Source organism: Mesorhizobium sp. M1342, assembly GCF_040317955.1.
In the GTDB taxonomy this organism is placed as follows: Bacteria; Pseudomonadota; Alphaproteobacteria; order Rhizobiales; family Rhizobiaceae; genus Mesorhizobium.
On sequence record NZ_JAMYLI010000020.1, the window covers coordinates 131,168 to 147,592 of the forward strand.

A 16,425-nucleotide genomic window follows, 5' to 3' on the forward strand; every position below is an offset into this window, starting at 1 on the left:
GTCAAGTCAGGCTACTTGCGGCCTGGCCTTGGCCAATCTCTGGATCCACCGGAAGGCGTCGCGGCGCAGGCGCGAGCCCAGTCTGTCCCTGGAATTGACGCCGAGCAGCGTATTCGTGGTGATCAACCGCTTGGCCAGCCGTATCGAGAGATCGGGCTTGATCCGGGCGGCGAGTTCAAGCGCTCGGCTCTCCTTGAACAATTGGCCCGTCACATCGAGCACAACAGCCAGTTCGAGTTCGATGCCGGTCATGCGGGCAGCATCGAACAGGCATGTTTCCGCTTCCGGCGACTGCAGCGCCCGCACCCCTTGCAGCACGTCGACGCAAAGCTGCAGCCGGTGGAATTTGTGGCCGCCGGCGGCGTGAACGATGGCGATCGTCAGAAGAGCCGCCGGCGTGTCGGTCGCGTCGCCGTCAATGGCGCGCAATTCTGGGAAACCCAGCGACAGGCGCCGCCGCATGCCGGTGTCATGCACGAGGTCGCCATGCAGTTCGACCAGCAGGCTGGAATTCTCCTTTTCGAGCCATTTGAATTCCTGCAATTCGTAGGATTCGGCCTCGTTGCTGCCAAGCTCGAAGCCGCATGCCGCGATCACCCGGTTTGCCCTGGCCAGATTGGCGGGTTCGACGAGGATGTCGATATCGGTGAACGGCCTGTCGGCGACGTTGCGGTAGAGCTTTCGCGCGAAGGCCGGCCCCTTGACGATCCGCGCCGGAATATTGTCCGCCGCCAGTCCCTTCATGATGCGGTCGCCATGATACTTCAACAGCATCGACTGGCCGGTGGCGATCGTCGCTTTCTGGCGCAGGTCCTCCAGTTTGTCTCCCAACTCCTGATCCGATGGCAGTTGCGCGTCGCCGCTGAGCTTGCGCAGCATGATCGGCAGGACGCCATGGAATTCGGCGTTGTCGAGCAGCGACATCAGCGTCTTTGCCGACAAATTATCGACGTCGACAGTCGGCGCTTCCGGATCTGCGTAGCGCAGCAGCAGCTTTTCTTCGGCAGGGGTAAGCGGTGGCAGCATCAACCCGGACAATGTTGCGATTGAAGGGAAAGATGTTGCAGAAAAGCAGGGTGGAAGCCAGCTTTACATACCCCAGCGCAGCGCTGCCGTGTGTACCGGCGCATCCCAAAATCCGGTCGTCTCGTCGTCGAGCATGGTCAGCGTGATCGAGCAGCCGGCCATGTCGAGCGAAGTGACGTAGCAGCCGACCAGCGAACGGGCCACCGTCACGCCACGCTTCTCGAAGATCAGCCGTGCGCTGTTGTACATCAGATAGAGTTCCATCAGCGGCGTGCCGCCGAAGCCGTTGACGAACAGCAGCGCCGGACCCTTCGCCCTGTCCCCGAGATCGCCCAGGATCGTGGCACAGATCTCCTGCGCGATCGCATCGGCGCTTTTCAACGTGTCGCGCCGGCGGCCGGGCTCGCCATGGATGCCGACGCCGAACTCCATCTCGCCATCGCCGATATCGAAAGTCGGCTTGCCCGCCGCCGGCACGGTACAACTTGTCAGCGCCACGCCCATCGAGCGGGTTGCCGTGTTGACGCGGTCGCCCAGCGCCTTCAACGGCGCCAGCGCCAGGCCATGTTCGGCCGCCGCGCCGACGATCTTTTCCACCACCAGCGTGCCGGCGACGCCACGCCGGCCCGTCGTATAAGAAGAATTCTCGACGGCGACATCGTCATTGGTCACGATCTGCTGGACGCCTTCCGACATCTCGGCCGCCATGTCGAAGTTCATCACGTCGCCCTCATAGTTCTTGACGATGAACAGGCAGCCGGCGCCGGTGTCGACGGCTTGCGCCGCCGCCAGCATCTGGTCCGGTGTCGGCGAGGTGAACACCTGGCCGGGGCAGGCGGCGTCCAGCATGCCGTGACCGACAAAGCCGCCATGCAGCGGCTCGTGGCCGGAGCCGCCGCCCGAGATCAGCGCCACCTTGCCCGGCCGCAAGGTCTTGCGCCGGATGAATTTGTGCGCGTCGCCAAGCACCAGGATGTCGGCATGGGCGACCACGAATCCGTCGAGGCTCTCGGTCAGCACCGTGTCCACCGAGTTCATGAACTTCTTCACGATCGTCTCCTCCCGAAATAGGCCTTCCAAACAATTCCAGGAAAAGTGTGTCGCGTTTTTCCGGAATTGCGTAAAACAAAGCGTTCGATCAGCTACCCTTGCCAGTGATGCTGGTGATCTTCTGGATGAAGTCGTTTACCGCTTTGTCGAGCGCGGCGTTCTGCTTGTCGTCGCCGAAATCCGGCACGATCAGCGAGACATGCCGCGTCTTGCGCATGCCTGATGCGATCGACATTTTTCCCGGATGCGCCTGATGGTAGGCGGCGAGAAACTGGTCACGCTCGGCCGGGCTGAAATGGCACACCGAAAAGATAGCCGGCAAATGTTTTGACGGAATCGGGATCGAATAGGCCGGGCTGGAAATCTGCGTGACGAAGCTGCGGTGCTTGCCAAGCGCATCGGCAAGGCGCTGGCGCATGCCGGATGGGCGCTGGTCGATGACGTGCGACAGGATCGTCTTGTAGGCGCGGATCGCCTCCTCGGAGCCAGGTTCGGGTTTGATGTCGACCATGCCAGCCGCGCCTAGACAGAAACGTCCGCGATGGCTGCCTTGGCCATGGCGAGTTGCGCCGGAGCGACGGAAAGATCGCGCAGGCCGGCCTCGAGCAGTGACGGTATCGAGGCGGGATCGCCGCCGGCATCGCCGCACAGGCTGACCGGTATTTTTTCTCGTTCGCCAAACGCGGTCACGGCAGCGATCAGCCGCAGCACGGCTGGATGACGGACCGAATTGAGATGCGCCACGGCAGCGTTATCGCGGGCAGCCGCCATGACATACTGGGTGAGGTCATTGGAGCCGATCGAGAAGAAGGCGGCATCAGTAAAGGCTTCCGGCACGATCGCCACCGAAGGCACCTCGACCATGATGCCAAGCGGCGGCATCTTGTGCGCGATGCCGCGCGTGGCAAGCACCGCCTGCTCCTCGGCGAACATCGCCGCTGCCTGCCTGTATTCCTCAACAATGGCGATCATCGGGAACATCACTTTCAGACTGCCATGCACGGCGGCGCGCAGCAGCGCACGGATCTGTACACGAAACACCTCCGGTCTTGCCAGCGACAGCCTGATTCCGCGTTGGCCGAGGAACGGATTGCTCTCGTCGACCGTGAAGCCTGGCACCGGCTTGTCGCCGCCGGCATCGACGGTGCGGATCGTCACCGGCTTGTCGCCGGCCCACTCCAGCACCTTGCGGTAGGCGCGATACTGCGTCTCCTCATCCGGCAGCGACTTGCCGAACAGGAATTCGGTGCGCATCAGGCCGACACCGTCGCAGGTGGCGATGTCGATGCCGTCGACTTCGGACGGGTCGGCGATGTTGACCTGCACGCGTACCGGCGTGCCGGTCCTGGTCGCCGCCGGCCGCGCCAGGAAAGTCCCGGCTTGGTCGCGGCGCACCGTGAACGACGAAGACAATTGGCGGAAGGCGTCGATTTCAGCCTTGGACGGCAACAGCACGATGCCGCCATGTTCGGCATCGAGCAGTGCAATGCCGGCAAAGTGAGCCGGCAAAGCACCAAGCCCGACTATCATGGGCACGCCGCGCGAGCGCGCCAGCATGGCGACGTGGCTGGCTGTGCTGCCCGCCTTCAGCGCGATGCCGCCGCCGCTGCTCCAGTCGGATTCGAGAAAGCGCGTCGGCGCGATGTCCTCGCCGTAGAGAATGGCGCCGGCTGGAACCTGGACGTCACCAGCCTCGGTCAGTGCCCGCAGCACCTGATCCCTGATGTCGCGTATGTCGGCGGCACGTGCGCGAAAGTAATCCTGGTCGGAAGCATCGTAGCCGGCGATTTCGGCGTCGAGCGCCTGCCGCCATGCCTGATCGGCCGGCTGGCCGGCGTGGATAGCGGCAAAGGCCGGGCTGCTCAGCGCATCATCTTCCAGCATGGCGATCTGGAACTCGAGGATGTCGGCGGCGTCGCCTTCAGCCGCGTCTATCAATGCGGTGAGGCGGCCCGCCGCGATGGCGATTGCGGTTTCGAGCGCCGCCTTCTCGTCGTCGGCCGTTTCTTTGCCGACATAGGAGCCGACAGTCTGGTCGAGATCGAACAGCGGCCCTTCGGCATAGCCGGCCGAGGCCGAAATGCCTTGCAGCCTAAGCGGTTCGGACATGGTCCGTGCCTTCGTCGAAATCGCGGCGCACCAGCTCGACCAGCGCATCGACGGCATCATCGGCGCCGTCGCCGCTGGCCCTGATATGCAGCAGCGTGCCTTTCGGCGCCTTGGCCGCCATCACCTTGACGATGCTCTTGGCGTCGAACCATGGCCCGTTGGCGGCCAGCGCTATTTCCACCTCGGCGGCGAAAGTCTTGGCCAGCTTGGTGAACTTCACCGAAGGACGCGCGTGCAGGCCCACCTCGTGGGTGACGACAACGGTCGCTTCGGCGGATGCGGACATGTCTTCAAGCTTCCCGTTCACTCACGACGGCGACAATTCGTGCGCCGTCGCCACCACTTCCCTGAGCGAGGCGCCGCCTGAGGCCTCGGTCGCCGCCATCACCGCGCCTTCGACGATCGGCGCGTTGCAGACGATGATCTTGTGCGAGCGTGGCTCGCCGATCATCTCCACCGCCATTTCCGAGTTGGTCTCGGCGCCGCCGAGATCGACCAGAATGGCGACACCGGCTTCCGACCAGGCCTTGTCGATGGCGCCCATGATCGCTTCGACATTGGTGCCGAGCCCGCCATGGCCGTTTCCGCCACACCATGCAAGCGGCACTTCGTCGCCCACCATCTGCCGCACCATGTCGGCCGTGCCCTCGGCAACCAGCGGCGAATGCGAAACGATGACGATGCCGACATTGCTCATGGCTGACCTTCCAGCGTCTCGACGATCGTGCGCACCAGAAGCGCGGTCGAACGTGCACCGGCATCCATGTGGCCGATCGAGCGGTCGCCAAGGAACGAGGCGCGGCCACGCAAGGCTTTCATAGGCACGGTCGCCTCGGCCGCGGCGTCGGCGATATCGGCGATTTCAAGAGCTGTCTTTCCCTGCAGCAGCGCGTCATGCACCGGCTGCAGCACGTCGAGCATGGTTTTTTGTCCAATCTGCGATTTGCCCCGCGCGGCCACCGCTTCGATCGCTTTGCCGAACGCCGCCGTCAGATTGGTCCGATCAGGCACCGCTGAAATCTCCTTGCCGAGCGCCAGGAACAGGGTGCCGAACAGCGGGCCGGAGGCGCCGCCGACCGTCATCACCAGCTTGGTGCCGATCGCCTTCAGGGCATCGGGCAGCGGTTTGGCCGAAAATGCTTCGGCTTCGGAGCGCACGGCCTCGAAGCCGCGCTTCATGTTCAGCCCGTGGTCGCCGTCGCCGATCGCCTGGTCGAGCGCCGTCAACTCCTCGGCGTGAGCGGCAATGGTATCCGCAGCGGCCGCGATCAGCCGGGCAAGGTTCAATGCCGCCATGTCACCCGCATTCCCGGTTTCCATGCCGCCCGCAGTATCGAAAGAACGCTCATTCGACAACTGGAGCATGAATCAGGCCGCTTCGTGGAGCGCGGCCGCCGCCGCGAAAACCTCGGCCACTGCATAGGCGCCGGGGTCGGCCACGCCTTGCAGCTTGCTGCCGACATAGGCGGACCGCCCGGATTTTGCCCTGTCCATGGCAGCGGTGGCCTCGGCACCATGGCGAGCCGCGATAGCCGCTTCGTCCAGGCTCTTGGCATCGAGCGCTCTGAGGGCAGGCTCCAGGGCATCGACCATTGTACGATCCCCCATCCTTGCGCCGCCATAAAAGGTCATCCGCTCAAGGCCGGCAAGCAGCGCCTTGGCCAAGCTCGCGCCGCTATCCAGAGCCTGCGCCGCCGCCGTGAAGAAGATCGACAGCAGCACGCCGCTGGAGCCGCCCATCGAGGCGCTCAGAATGTCGCCCATCGCGCCAAGGGTCGCCGCCGGCTCGGCAAGCGGCAGCGCATCAAGCCGCTCGAGGATGCTGCGCGCGCCGGTCGCCACCGTCGAGCCCGTGTCGCCGTCGCCCGCCTTGGCGTCGAGCCCGTTCAACGTGGTTTCCAGCGCGATCAGCCGTTCGCAGATGGTGACGAGAAGAGAGCGGGTCCGTGCATCCTGGCTGGGCTTGCGTGCCGCGCTCTGTCCGGCCGCTTTCGCCATCGGCACGACGGCAGGCGGCACAACCGGCTTTGCCGGCATCCAGGCGTGCGGACCGACCGGCGCCTGCAAGGCCGTCTCGCGCGCGGGGTCGAGCCGGATCAGCGACAGCGAGAAGCCGTTCATGTTGAGCGCCGTCATCAGCGGGCCCGGGCCGATCGCCAGCTTGATGGTTTTGGCCAGCGGCGATGCAAGCACTGCGTTGGCGATAACGGACATTTCGAGCGGCGGCACCGAACCGAGATTATTGATCAGCAAGGCGTGGCCGGCCTTGGGATCAAGCCGTGCCGCTAGGCGCGCCGCCATGATCGCCACCAGCCTGTCGGCGCTCTGCACCGCAATCCGCTCAACGCCCGGCTCGCCATGAATGCCGAGGCCGAGTTCACCATCGTTCTCGCCGAACCTGTCTTCGTGCGGCTGGCCGGGAATCGAGCAGGACGACAGCGACATGCCGAGCGAAACAACGTCCTTCGCTGCCGCTCGCGCGACAGCCGCTATATCGGCAAGATCGTGCCCGGTCTCCGACAGGTGGCCTGATATCTTGTGGACGAACAAGGTGCCGGCAACGCCGCGCGGCTGGGCAATGTCGGGCAGCGCGATGTCGTCGGCGACGATCACCATCTCGACGGCAAAACCCTCGGCGCGCGCCTTCTCTGCCGCGAGGCCGAAATTGAGACGGTCGCCGGTGTAGTTCTTGACGATCAGCAGGCAGCCGGCCGAACCGGTGACCGCGCGAATCGCTGCCAGCACCGCCTCAACGCTTGGCGAGGCAAAGATCTCGCCCGAAACCGCCGCCGTCAGCATGCCCTTGCCGACGAAGCCGGCATGGGACGGTTCGTGCCCGGCCCCGCCGCCGGAGACGACGCTGACTTTCGTCCTGTCCCAGTCGGTGCGCAGGATGACCTTGATCTCGGGATAGCCGTCGAGGCGCGCGAGATCGCCGGAGCCGATGGTCCTTAACAGGCCGTCGAGCGCCTCGGTGACGATCGTTTCCCTGCGGTTGAAAAAGTGCTTCATCGAATTCGTCCCGTACTGGCAAAGTCAAAACCGGTGCTGAATCACCGAAAACCGCTCACATCAATCGCTGTCCGTCGGCGCCGAAATACAGCGGCGCCCGGTAGCGGATCACCACTTTGTCGCCCTGCGCCAGATCCGTGTCGGGATCGGTCAGCGTCACCAGTTTCTTGGTCCCCACCGTCACATGCAGATGGTTCTGGTCGCCGAGATGCTCGACCCAGTCGACGACGCCATCGGCATGGCCATTCGCCGCCTTCTCGATCGTCAGATGTTCGGTGCGTGCGCCGATCGTCTTGGTGCCGGCCGGCGCGCCGCCGTCGGGCAGCAACCCCGTCGGCAGAAGATTGATAGCCGGTTGGCCGAGCCTTGCCGCGACATGCAGGTTTGCCGGCTCGGAATAAATGGTTCGCGGCGAGCCGATCTGCACCAGCACGCCCTCAGCGAGGATGCCGATGCGGTCTGCCATCGTCATCGCCTCGATCTGATCATGGGTAACGTAGAGCATGGTGGCGCCGAGTTCGGTCTGGATGCGCTTCAGCTCGAGCCTGAGATCGCCGCGCAGCTTGGCATCGAGCGACGACAGCGGCTCGTCCATCAGGTAGATCGAAGGCTTGCGCACCAGCGCCCGGCCGATGGCAACGCGCTGCATTTCGCCGCCCGAAAGCTTGGTCGAGCGATTGGCGAGCTTGTGATGGATGCGCACCATCCTGGCCACCTCCTCGACCCGGCGGCGGATCTGCTCTTCCGGCATCTTTCGGGCCGGTGAGCGCAGCGGGAAGGCGAGATTGTCGAACACCGACAGATGCGGATAGAGCGAATATTGTTGGAACACAAAAGCCGTGTCGCGCTCCGCCGGCGACAGTGTCGTGGCATTGTGTCCGCCGATCTCGATCGTGCCGGTATCCGGCCGTTCCAACCCGGCGATGAGCCGCAGCGTCGTCGTCTTGCCGGCCCCGGTCGGCCCGAGCAGCACGACGAATTCACCATCTGCTATGTGCAGGTCGAGGCCGTCGACGGCGACATGGTCGCCGAAACTCTTGGTCACGTTCTTGATGTGCACCTCAGCCATGCTGGGCCCTCCGCTCCGAGGCGACATCGTGGATCGCGGTTCTCACCGCGCGGCCGGACCCCTTCTCGAACAGCGACAGCCGCGCGCTGCTCAGCGTCAGGCCGACATGATCGCCGGTCGAGAGCCGGATTTCAGCCGGCACGCGCGCCTTGATGATGCCGTCCGCCGTCTCCACCGCGACGATCTGCGTGGTGCCGAGATATTCGGTGCCATAGATGGCGCCACGCAGCTTGGAGGCGTCGTCGAAGCGTATGTGCTCCGGGCGGATGCCGAGCGCCATGTCGCTCGGTGCGATGTCCTCGCGCACCTCCGGCACCGCCACCTTTGCACCTTGCACGATGATCTCCCTGGCGCCCTTGGCGAGTCCGCCGCCAAATCCCAGAAAGTTCATCGGCGGCGAGCCGATGAAGTCGGCGACGAACATGGTCGCCGGGCGGTCGTAGATTTCGCGTGGGCTTCCGAATTGTTCGATGACACCATGGTTCATCACCGCGATCTTGTCGGCCATCGACATCGCTTCCATCTGGTCGTGCGTGACATAGACCGTCGTGGCGTGGATGCGGTTGTGCAGCTCGCGCAGCTCGCGGACCATCAGATCGCGGAATTCGGTGTCGAGCGTGCCGAGCGGCTCATCCATCAGGAAGCATTTTGGCCGCCGCACGATGGCGCGGCCGAGCGCGACGCGCTGGCGGTCGCCGCCGGCCAGGCCGGAGACGGATTTGTTGAGCAGATGGTCGATGCGCAGCAGCTTCGCCGTCTCCTCGACACGGGTGCGGATTTCGGCCGAAGGCATGCCTTGCGCCAGGAGCGGGAAGCCGATGTTCTTGCGCACATTCATGTGCGGATAGAGCGCGAAGAGCTGGAAGACGAAGGCGATGTCGCGCTCGCGGGCCCGCAGCATGGTGACGTCGTCGCCGCCGAGCAGGATCTGGCCGCCGGTCGGCAATTCGAGCCCCGCGATCATGCGCAAGGTCGTCGTTTTGCCGCAGCCCGACGGGCCGAGCATGACGAAGAACTCGCCATCCTCGACGACGAAGTTGGAATCCTGCACGGCGACGAAATCGCCGAAGGCCTTTCTCAGGTGCTGGACGCGAATTTCGGCCATGATTATTCCGGGAATTTCGAGACGATGATGAACATCACGGTGCCGGCGAGCATGGTGATGAAGGAATAGGTGTAGAGCGACAGCGCGAAGGGCTGGAACAGCATCAGGAAGCCGATGGCGATTAGTGCCGTCGCGATGTTTTCCATCAGCCCGCGCCTCGCCCAGACCGGCCAGCGCGATTTGCTTTTCTGTGGCTTGGTCATGCTCATTTGCGCACCGCACCGAAGGTGATGCCGCGCAGCAATTGCTTGCGAAGCAGAATGGTGAAGACCAGGATCGGCACCAGGAAGATCGTCGTGCCTGCCGCCACCGCCGGCCAGTCCTGGCCGCCTTCGCCGATGATGGTCGGGATGAAGGGCGGCGCAGTCTGCGCGGTGCCGGAAGTCAGGAGTGCCGCGAACGCATACTCGTTCCAGGCGAAGATCAGGCAGAAGATGGCGGTCGCGGCAATGCCGGTCGTCGCCTGCGGCAGCACTGTGCGCCAGAAGGCCTGCAGCCGCGTATAGCCGTCGATCATCGCCGCCTCCTCATATTCGCGCGGGATCTCATCGATGAAGCCTTTCAGCAGCCATACAGCCAGCGACACATTGACTGCCGTGTAGAGCAGGATCATGCCGAGCGCCGTGTCCGACAAGCCAAGCTCGCGGTACATCAGGTAGATCGGAATGGCGACAGCGATCGGCGGCATGAAGCGCGTCGACAGGATGAAGAACAAAAGGTCGTCGGCGAGCGGCACCTTGAAGCGCGAGAAGCCATAGGCAGACAGCGTGCCGAGGAACACGGCGCAGAAGGTCGAACCGAAGGCGATGATCAGCGAATTGACGAAGCGCGGCAGGAAGTTGGACGGGCCGGCGATCACCATGTTGCGCTTGCGCGTGGTCTCGTCGCAGAAGCCCGTCGCGGGACCCAGCGAGTTGATGTATTCCGGCGTCTGCCGCGTCCGCGTCGTGAACAGATTGCAGTAGCCTTCGAGGCTGGGCTGGAACAGGATCTTGGGCGGATAGGCGATCGAATCCGGCGGCGTCTTGAAGCTGGTGGCGAAGATCCACAGCAGCGGCACGATCGAGATCAGCGCGTAGAGCACGATGATCGTGCCGGCGATGCGCTTCGAATTCGTGGACGGTGCGACGACCGAGTGGGCAGTGGTCAGGCTCATCTCTGCTTCACCTTGTTGAGCGCCTTGACGTAGATGTTGGCAAGGCCGAACACCGCCACGAAAAGAATGATGGCGAAGGCAGAGGAATAGCCCGTGCGCCAGCTCTCGAAGGCCTGCCGCTTCAGCGTTATCGAGGCGACCTCGGTGGTCGAGCCCGGCCCGCCGCCGGTCAACAGATTGACCATGTCGAACATCTTGAAGTTCTCGATGCCGCGAAACAGCACAGCCAGCATGATGAAGGGCAGCGCTATCGGCAGCGTGATCGACCAGAATTGCCGCCAGTTGGAGGCGCGGTCGACCTCGGCCGCCTCGTAGATGTATTCGGGGATCGAGCGTAAGCCGGCGAGGCAGATCAGCATCACGTAGGGCGTCCACATCCACGTGTCGACGATGATGATCGACCACGGCGCCAGCGACACGTTGGAGAGCATCTGGATATCGGTTGGCGGGATCCTCGTGACGAAGGAGATGGCGTAGGCGAACAGGCCGATCTGCGGCTCGTAGAGGAAGCGCCAGAAATTGCCGACCACCGCCGGCGACAGCATCATCGGCACCAGGATCAGCGTCGTCCAGAAGGCATGGCCGCGAAACTTCCTGTCGATCAGCCAGGCCAGCGTGAAGCCGATCAGCGTCTGCAACAGGATGGTCCAGAACACGAAATGCGCCGTCGTCTGCATGGCGATCCAGATATCCTTGTCGCCGAGGATGCGCTGGTAGTTGGCGAAGCCGAGATTCTTCACCACCTCGTTCGGCCGGTTGGCCCGGTAGTTGGTGAACGACAGATAGATCGCCCAGAACAGCGGAAAGATGTTGATGGCCAGCAGCAACAGGATCGTCGGCGAGATGAACAGCCAGGCGAGGCCCTTGTCGCTGATGCCCCGGACCTTGCCGGCCAACGGTTCCGGGGTCGCCCGGGCAACGTTCTCCGCAGTCCGATTGAGCATGGTGAGTCCTGCTTCGGTCACTTGGTCGTCTCTGTCATGGAATTTATCTGAACTGCGTCCCGTGCCAAGGGCGGCACGGGACGCTAGGGCCCTAGCTCGGGAGGAGCCGGGGTTACATCTTGCCGTCGTCCTGGAAGACCTGCGTCCAGTCCTTGACCAGGCCGTCGAGCGCATCCTTGGCCGAGCCCTGGCCGGCCACGACATAGTCATGGAAGCGTTTCTGCGAAGCCTGCAGCAGCGGTGCGTAGCTCGGCTCGGCCCAGAAGTCCTTCACGATGGCCATCGAGTCGAGGAAGGTCTGCGCGTAGGGCTGGCTGGCCGGGAACTTCGGATCCTTGACCACCGCGTTGAGGCAGGAATAGCCGCCGAGGGACCACCATTTGGCCTGCACGTCCTTGTTGGCGAACCACTTGATGTATTTCAGCGCCGCCTCCTGCTTGTCGGAATAGGACACTACCGAGATGCCCTGGCCGCCGAGCTGGGCGAACTGCTCACCGTCGGGACCCTTCGGGTTGACGAAGTAGCCGATCTTGTCGCCGCCGACATTCTCGTCCTTCTGCAGGCCCGGCCATGTGAAGGCGAAGTTCATGTGCATCGCCACCTGGCCGGATTTGAAGGCATCGACGCCTTCGCCCATGTAGCTGTTCGACGCGCCCGGAGGGGTACAGCAATCATAAAGCGCCTTGTAGAATTCCAGGCCCTTCACCGACTTGTCGGAGTTGACGAAGCCTTCCATCTCGTAGGGCTTCTTCGGGTTTTCGTACTGGAAGCCGTAGCTGTAGAGCACGTCCATGGCGCCCATGGTGATGCCTTCCGAGCCGCGCTCGGTATAGATCGAGGCGCCGTAGACGGTCTTGCCGTCAATCTCGCGCTTCTGGAAGAACTCGGCGACCTGCTTCAACTGGTCGAAGGTGGTCGGCGGACCGAGATCCCAGCCGTACTTCTCCTTGAATTCCTTCTGCAGCTCCGGCTTGGAGAACCAGTCCTTGCGATAGGTCCAGCCGACGACGTCGCCCATGGCTGGCAGCGCCCAGTAGTTCGGCGTGTTCTTCGGCCATTCCGAATAGCCGACGACGGTTGCCGGCACGAAGTCGTCCATGCTGATCTTCTCCTTGTCGAAGAAGTCGTTCAGCTTGACATAGTGGCCGTTCTCGGCCGAACCGCCGATCCACTGGCTGTCGCCGATGATCAGGTCGCACAATTTGCCGTGCGAATTCAGCTCGTTGAGGAAACGGTCTGCATAATTGGTCCACGGCACGAACTCGAATTTCATGCCGATGCCGGTTTCCTTGGTAAAATCCTTGGACAGTTCGACAAGCGCGTTGGCCGGGTCCCAAGCGGCCCAGCACAGCGTCAGGTCTTCAGCGTGCGCGACATTCGAGACGGCTGTCGACGCTGTGATCGCCGAGGTCAGTCCCAACGCCAGTTTCAAGCTCGATTTCATGACTTCCTCCCATTTGCGAAACGCGCCCGGATGACGGTTTCAAAAAGCCCTCAACCCCTCTCCTCAGGGGCCCAAACATGGCGGCGCGGTCACGCTGCGGATGTTTAGTAATTTGTTTAGTGATGCAATTTTTACTAAACAAGGCAAGCGAATTCGTTGCTGCGCCGCAGCATGCTTATGGCGATGTCTGAAAACCTTGGGAAAAGCGCGGGTCGCTGGTCGGCCTACCGAAGCTCTTCAGGCCGATTCTGACCAGGACGTGGGGCAGCCTTGGTTTTCAATCCACCCTTCTGGTGCTCACCATCACCTTGCGGATTGGCGGCGCCGGCGGCAGCAGCGCGCGGATATCGGCGAACGGGAACGACGGTTCGAAACGGAACGCTTCGGCCGATGAGCCTTGCGCGCTGTTGCACTGGCCGGCGCGAAAGGCGTTCTGTGTCCGCGCGATGTCGACGAAGCGGTCGGGATCCTGCGACTGATGCATTCGGATCGCCTCAGCTTTGACGTCGGCATACCCGGAAATGTCGACGTAGTGCGTCGGCGAAAAACCGGTGCCGCCCATCGTGTCGGCATGCAGCACCGGGACGGCGAAAGACGCCGCGATGCGCACGCCGTCCGACAGCGCGCGATGGTCGGCGTGATAGTCGTTGGGCGCATGCGTGATCACCAGATCCGGGCCGGTTTGACCAATCAGTGCTTTCAGAGCTCCGATCAGCGCTGCATCGGCCACCAACTCGCCGTCCGGGAAGTCGAGGAAGCGTGGCATTGCGCCTACCAGCGCAGCCGCGGCCGTTGCTTCATCGCGACGGACACGAGCGAGAACAGCGGGATCACTCGTGCCGCCCCTGGCACCATCCGTGGCCATGGCAAAAGTGAGCTCTGCGCCTTGCGCGGCATAGGCGGCCATCGTACCGAACATGAAGATCTCGATGTCGTCCGGATGCGCACCGAGCGCTAGGATTTTCAAATCACTCTCTCCCCGGAACTGGAACAACGTGACGAACGGAATCCTGCTCGCCCTGATCGCCTACGCAAGCTATTCGGGCAGCGATGCCGTTGTCAAAAGCCTGGGCGGTCAGCTCACGATCTTCGAGATCGGCTTTTTCATAACCTTGTTCGCGGGCTTCTTCCTATTCTTCACGCGACCTGCGGGCGAACGCTGGCGCGATTTCTGGCGCACCAAAAGGCCATGGGCGGTGCAGGCGCGCGCCTGGGCGGGTATCGCTTCCGGCGTGCTCAGCGTCTACGCCTTCACCACCATTCCGCTGGCCGAGTCCTATGCGCTGATCTTCCTGGCGCCGCTCTGCGTCACCATCCTCTCCACGGTGATCCTCAAGGAGAAGGTCGGCCCCTGGCGCTGGCTGGCGGTGGTCGCCGGTTTTGCCGGTGTCATGCTGGTGGTGCGGCCTGGCTTTCGCGAGCTCAATCTCGGCCATCTTGCCGCCTTCGGCGTTGCCTTCCTCGCCGCCATCAGCGTCATCCTGATGCGCTCGCTGGCGCAGCAGGAAAAGCGCACCACCATGCTCGGCGTGCTGGTCGGTTGCGGCCTGCTGTTCAACGGCATCGGTGCCGCCGCCACCGCCTTCACTGTTCCCAGCGGAAAGCAGTTGCTGTGGCTGGCAATGGCCGGAGCCTTCACCGCAGGTGGACAATTCCTTCAACTGCTGGCCATGAAATACGCGCCCGCCAACCGCGTTGCGCCGACGCATTATTCGCAGATCGCCTGGGCGGTGGTCCTCGGCGCGTTGTTCTTCCAGGAATATCCGGACGGGCTGTCGCTGGTTGGTCTGGCGGTCGTTGGCGGCGCCGGCCTGTTGACCATGGTGCGGGAGGAAGCGCGGCTGGGCACCGTGCGCTGGAACCCGTTTTCGCGCACCCGGCTTTGAACCGTCTCTGGTTGCGCCGTGGCCACAACCGCTGATATGCGGGCGCCATGACCACAAAACCCCTGCCGGAGCTTCCTGTATCTGCCGTGCTGCCGGCGCTGAGGGAAGCGCTCGGCCATGGCAACAGCGCCGTGCTGGTGGCGCCGCCGGGCGCCGGCAAGACGACGCTGGTGCCGCTGGCGCTGCTTGACGCGCCTTGGCTCGGCGCCGGCAAGATCATCCTGCTTGAACCGCGCCGCCTCGCCGCCCGCGCCGCCGCCCGCCGGATGGCTGAATTGCTTGGTGAGGAACCTGGCGCCACCGTCGGCTATGCCATGCGCATGGAAAACCGCATTTCGGCAAAGACCAGGATCGTAGTCGTCACCGAAGGCGTGCTGGCGCGCATGATCCTCGACGATCCCGAATTGCCCGGCGTTTCGGCTGTCATTTTCGACGAATTCCACGAGCGTTCGCTCGATGGTGATTTTGGGCTCGCACTGGCGCTCGACGTGCAGGGTGCGCTGCGGCCGGACCTGCGCTTGGCTGTGATGTCGGCAACGCTCGACGGCGCGCGGGTCGCGAAACTGCTGTCGGGTGCGCCGGTGATCGAGAGCGAGGGGCGCGCCTTTCCTGTCGACATCCGCTACGACGAGCGCCCTACCGGCATTGCCATCGAGGACGCGATGGCCAAGGCGATCCGCACAGCCCTTGCCGACGAGATCGGCAGCGTGCTTGCCTTCCTGCCCGGCCAACGCGAGATCGAGCGAACCGCCGAGCGGCTGGCCGGCAAGGTCGGCACTGAAACCGACATCGTGCCGCTCTACGGCATGCTCGACGGCAAGGCGCAGGACGCCGCGATCAAGCCGGCGCCTTCAGGCCGCCGCAAGGTGGTGCTGGCCACCTCGATCGCCGAAACCTCGATCACCATCGACGGTGTGCGCGTCGTCATCGATTCCGGCCTGTCGCGCCTGCCGCGCTATGAGCCGGCCAGCGGCCTCACCCGGCTGGAAACCGTGCGTGTCAGCAAGGCTTCCGCCGACCAGCGCGCCGGCCGTGCCGGGCGCACGCAGGCTGGCGTCGCCATCCGGCTGTGGCGGGCGGAGCAGACGGCTGCACTTCCCACTTTCACGCCGCCGGAAATCCTCGAGGCCGATCTGTCCGGACTGCTGCTCGATTGCGCTGCCTTTGGCGTTGCCGATCCGGCAGGGCTCGCCTTTCTCGATCCGCCGCCTGTTCCGGCCCTTAGTGAGGCAAGGGCACTGCTGCGCGCGCTGGATGCCATCGACGAGACGGGCCGCCTGACGGAGGCGGGTGCAGCGATGCGCAAGCTCGCTCTGCCGGTGCGGTTGGCGCACATGGTTGCCGAGGCAGCCGGCAGCGGCCATGCCTTCGAGGCGGCGATGCTTGCGGTGCTGCTCACCGAACGCGGTCTTGGTGGCGACGGCGCCGATCTGGAGCGACGGCTGATGCGCTTTCGTGGGGAAAGATCTCCGCGCGCTACCGCCGCCAAGCAGCTCGCCGAACGGCTGGCGCGGCAGGCCGGCACCTCTTCACCCTCCCCCTTGTGGGGAGGGTCGATCCGCGAAGCGGAGCGGGGGGGGGGGGGGGCGCGGGGGGGCCCCCCCCCCCCGCCAGGGGGGGTTTA

General features: G+C 63.9%; 17 protein-coding genes. 2 read left to right on the forward strand and 15 right to left on the reverse strand.

Annotated features, from left to right (window positions below; genetic code table 11):
• Positions 1-6 precede the first annotated feature (6 nt).
• The 15 genes from NKH06_RS21350 to NKH06_RS21420 all read right to left on the reverse strand — a co-directional run bounded on the left by NKH06_RS21350 (position 7) and on the right by NKH06_RS21420 (position 13,882).
• Positions 7-1,026: a nucleotidyltransferase family protein gene (locus NKH06_RS21350; protein ID WP_023811609.1), complete on the reverse strand. Its 1,020-nt coding sequence runs from the start codon at positions 1,024-1,026 to the stop codon at positions 7-9.
• Positions 1,027-1,089: 63 nt separating this feature from the next.
• The gene (gene dhaK / locus NKH06_RS21355) at positions 1,090-2,076 is read right to left on the reverse strand and encodes a dihydroxyacetone kinase subunit DhaK (RefSeq protein ID WP_352893888.1); all 987 of its coding nucleotides are present in this window, start codon (positions 2,074-2,076) and stop codon (positions 1,090-1,092) included.
• 88 nt (positions 2,077-2,164) lie between these two features.
• Entirely contained in the window at positions 2,165-2,587 is a 423-nt protein-coding gene (locus tag NKH06_RS21360) for a hypothetical protein (RefSeq protein WP_128302874.1), read from the reverse strand.
• A gap of 11 nt (positions 2,588-2,598) precedes the next feature.
• Positions 2,599-4,185, reverse strand: a complete 1,587-nt coding sequence (ptsP, locus tag NKH06_RS21365; RefSeq protein ID WP_352893890.1) for a phosphoenolpyruvate--protein phosphotransferase — start codon at positions 4,183-4,185, stop codon at positions 2,599-2,601.
• Complete coding sequence (locus tag NKH06_RS21370; protein WP_023811613.1) at positions 4,169-4,471, reverse strand: HPr family phosphocarrier protein; 303 nt, start codon at positions 4,469-4,471, stop codon at positions 4,169-4,171. The genes ptsP and NKH06_RS21370 overlap by 17 nt, the downstream gene beginning before the upstream one ends.
• Before the next feature lie 21 nt (positions 4,472-4,492).
• Positions 4,493-4,882: a dihydroxyacetone kinase phosphoryl donor subunit DhaM gene (gene dhaM / locus NKH06_RS21375; protein ID WP_013528085.1), complete on the reverse strand. Its 390-nt coding sequence runs from the start codon at positions 4,880-4,882 to the stop codon at positions 4,493-4,495.
• Positions 4,879-5,481: a dihydroxyacetone kinase subunit DhaL gene (gene dhaL / locus NKH06_RS21380; RefSeq protein ID WP_352893892.1), complete on the reverse strand. Its 603-nt coding sequence runs from the start codon at positions 5,479-5,481 to the stop codon at positions 4,879-4,881. Before dhaL ends, dhaM begins: the two co-directional genes overlap by 4 nt.
• Positions 5,482-5,553: 72 nt before the next feature.
• Positions 5,554-7,197 carry a dihydroxyacetone kinase subunit DhaK gene (locus NKH06_RS21385; protein WP_023811615.1) on the reverse strand — a complete coding sequence of 548 codons (1,644 nt, stop codon included), beginning with the start codon at positions 7,195-7,197 and terminating at the stop codon, positions 5,554-5,556.
• Between the two features lie 55 nt (positions 7,198-7,252).
• Positions 7,253-8,266 carry an ABC transporter ATP-binding protein gene (locus tag NKH06_RS21390; protein ID WP_352893894.1) on the reverse strand — a complete coding sequence of 338 codons (1,014 nt, stop codon included), beginning with the start codon at positions 8,264-8,266 and terminating at the stop codon, positions 7,253-7,255.
• Entirely contained in the window at positions 8,259-9,371 is a 1,113-nt protein-coding gene (locus NKH06_RS21395; protein WP_023811617.1) for an ABC transporter ATP-binding protein, read from the reverse strand. The genes NKH06_RS21390 and NKH06_RS21395 overlap by 8 nt, the downstream gene beginning before the upstream one ends.
• 2 nt (positions 9,372-9,373) lie before the next feature.
• The gene (locus NKH06_RS21400) at positions 9,374-9,580 is read right to left on the reverse strand and encodes a hypothetical protein (protein ID WP_031213400.1); all 207 of its coding nucleotides are present in this window, start codon (positions 9,578-9,580) and stop codon (positions 9,374-9,376) included.
• Positions 9,577-10,527 carry a carbohydrate ABC transporter permease gene (locus tag NKH06_RS21405; RefSeq protein ID WP_023811619.1) on the reverse strand — a complete coding sequence of 317 codons (951 nt, stop codon included), beginning with the start codon at positions 10,525-10,527 and terminating at the stop codon, positions 9,577-9,579. The genes NKH06_RS21400 and NKH06_RS21405 overlap by 4 nt, the downstream gene beginning before the upstream one ends.
• Positions 10,524-11,471 carry a carbohydrate ABC transporter permease gene (locus NKH06_RS21410; RefSeq protein WP_502914503.1) on the reverse strand — a complete coding sequence of 316 codons (948 nt, stop codon included), beginning with the start codon at positions 11,469-11,471 and terminating at the stop codon, positions 10,524-10,526. The genes NKH06_RS21405 and NKH06_RS21410 overlap by 4 nt, the downstream gene beginning before the upstream one ends.
• Positions 11,472-11,583: 112 nt before the next feature.
• Positions 11,584-12,915, reverse strand: a complete 1,332-nt coding sequence (locus NKH06_RS21415) for an ABC transporter substrate-binding protein (protein WP_023811621.1) — start codon at positions 12,913-12,915, stop codon at positions 11,584-11,586.
• Between the two features lie 277 nt (positions 12,916-13,192).
• On the reverse strand, positions 13,193-13,882 hold the full coding sequence (locus tag NKH06_RS21420) for a PIG-L deacetylase family protein (RefSeq protein ID WP_023811622.1): 690 nt from the start codon (positions 13,880-13,882) through the stop codon (positions 13,193-13,195).
• 28 nt (positions 13,883-13,910) lie between these two features.
• Here NKH06_RS21420 and NKH06_RS21425 point away from each other — a divergent pair, with 28 nt between their 5' ends.
• Both NKH06_RS21425 and hrpB read left to right on the forward strand, forming a co-directional pair.
• Positions 13,911-14,801 carry a DMT family transporter gene (locus tag NKH06_RS21425; RefSeq protein WP_023811623.1) on the forward strand — a complete coding sequence of 297 codons (891 nt, stop codon included), beginning with the start codon at positions 13,911-13,913 and terminating at the stop codon, positions 14,799-14,801.
• 47 nt (positions 14,802-14,848) lie between these two features.
• Positions 14,849-16,425, forward strand: a 1,577-nt coding sequence (hrpB, locus tag NKH06_RS21430) for an ATP-dependent helicase HrpB (RefSeq protein WP_352893897.1), incomplete at its 3' end; no start/stop codon positions are given.

Bases quoted from the DNA above. Each gene is read 5' to 3' on its own strand.
- dhaM (WP_013528085.1), bottom strand. From the start codon at position 4,882: ATGAGCAATGTCGGCATCGTCATCGTTTCGCATTCGCCGCTGGTTGCC.
- NKH06_RS21385 (WP_023811615.1), bottom strand. From the start codon at position 7,197: ATGAAGCACTTTTTCAACCGCAGGGAAACGATCGTCACCGAGGCGCTC.
- dhaL (WP_352893892.1), bottom strand. From the start codon at position 5,481: ATGGCGGCATTGAACCTTGCCCGGCTGATCGCGGCCGCTGCGGATACC.
- NKH06_RS21415 (WP_023811621.1), bottom strand. From the start codon at position 12,915: ATGAAATCGAGCTTGAAACTGGCGTTGGGACTGACCTCGGCGATCACA.
- NKH06_RS21360 (WP_128302874.1), bottom strand. From the start codon at position 2,587: ATGGTCGACATCAAACCCGAACCTGGCTCCGAGGAGGCGATCCGCGCC.
- NKH06_RS21400 (WP_031213400.1), bottom strand. From the start codon at position 9,580: ATGAGCATGACCAAGCCACAGAAAAGCAAATCGCGCTGGCCGGTCTGG.
- ptsP (WP_352893890.1), bottom strand. From the start codon at position 4,185: ATGTCCGAACCGCTTAGGCTGCAAGGCATTTCGGCCTCGGCCGGCTAT.
- NKH06_RS21370 (WP_023811613.1), bottom strand. From the start codon at position 4,471: ATGTCCGCATCCGCCGAAGCGACCGTTGTCGTCACCCACGAGGTGGGC.
- NKH06_RS21350 (WP_023811609.1), bottom strand. From the start codon at position 1,026: ATGCTGCCACCGCTTACCCCTGCCGAAGAAAAGCTGCTGCTGCGCTAC.
- NKH06_RS21410 (WP_502914503.1), bottom strand. From the start codon at position 11,471: ATGCTCAATCGGACTGCGGAGAACGTTGCCCGGGCGACCCCGGAACCG.
- NKH06_RS21395 (WP_023811617.1), bottom strand. From the start codon at position 9,371: ATGGCCGAAATTCGCGTCCAGCACCTGAGAAAGGCCTTCGGCGATTTC.
- NKH06_RS21405 (WP_023811619.1), bottom strand. From the start codon at position 10,527: ATGAGCCTGACCACTGCCCACTCGGTCGTCGCACCGTCCACGAATTCG.
- NKH06_RS21390 (WP_352893894.1), bottom strand. From the start codon at position 8,266: ATGGCTGAGGTGCACATCAAGAACGTGACCAAGAGTTTCGGCGACCAT.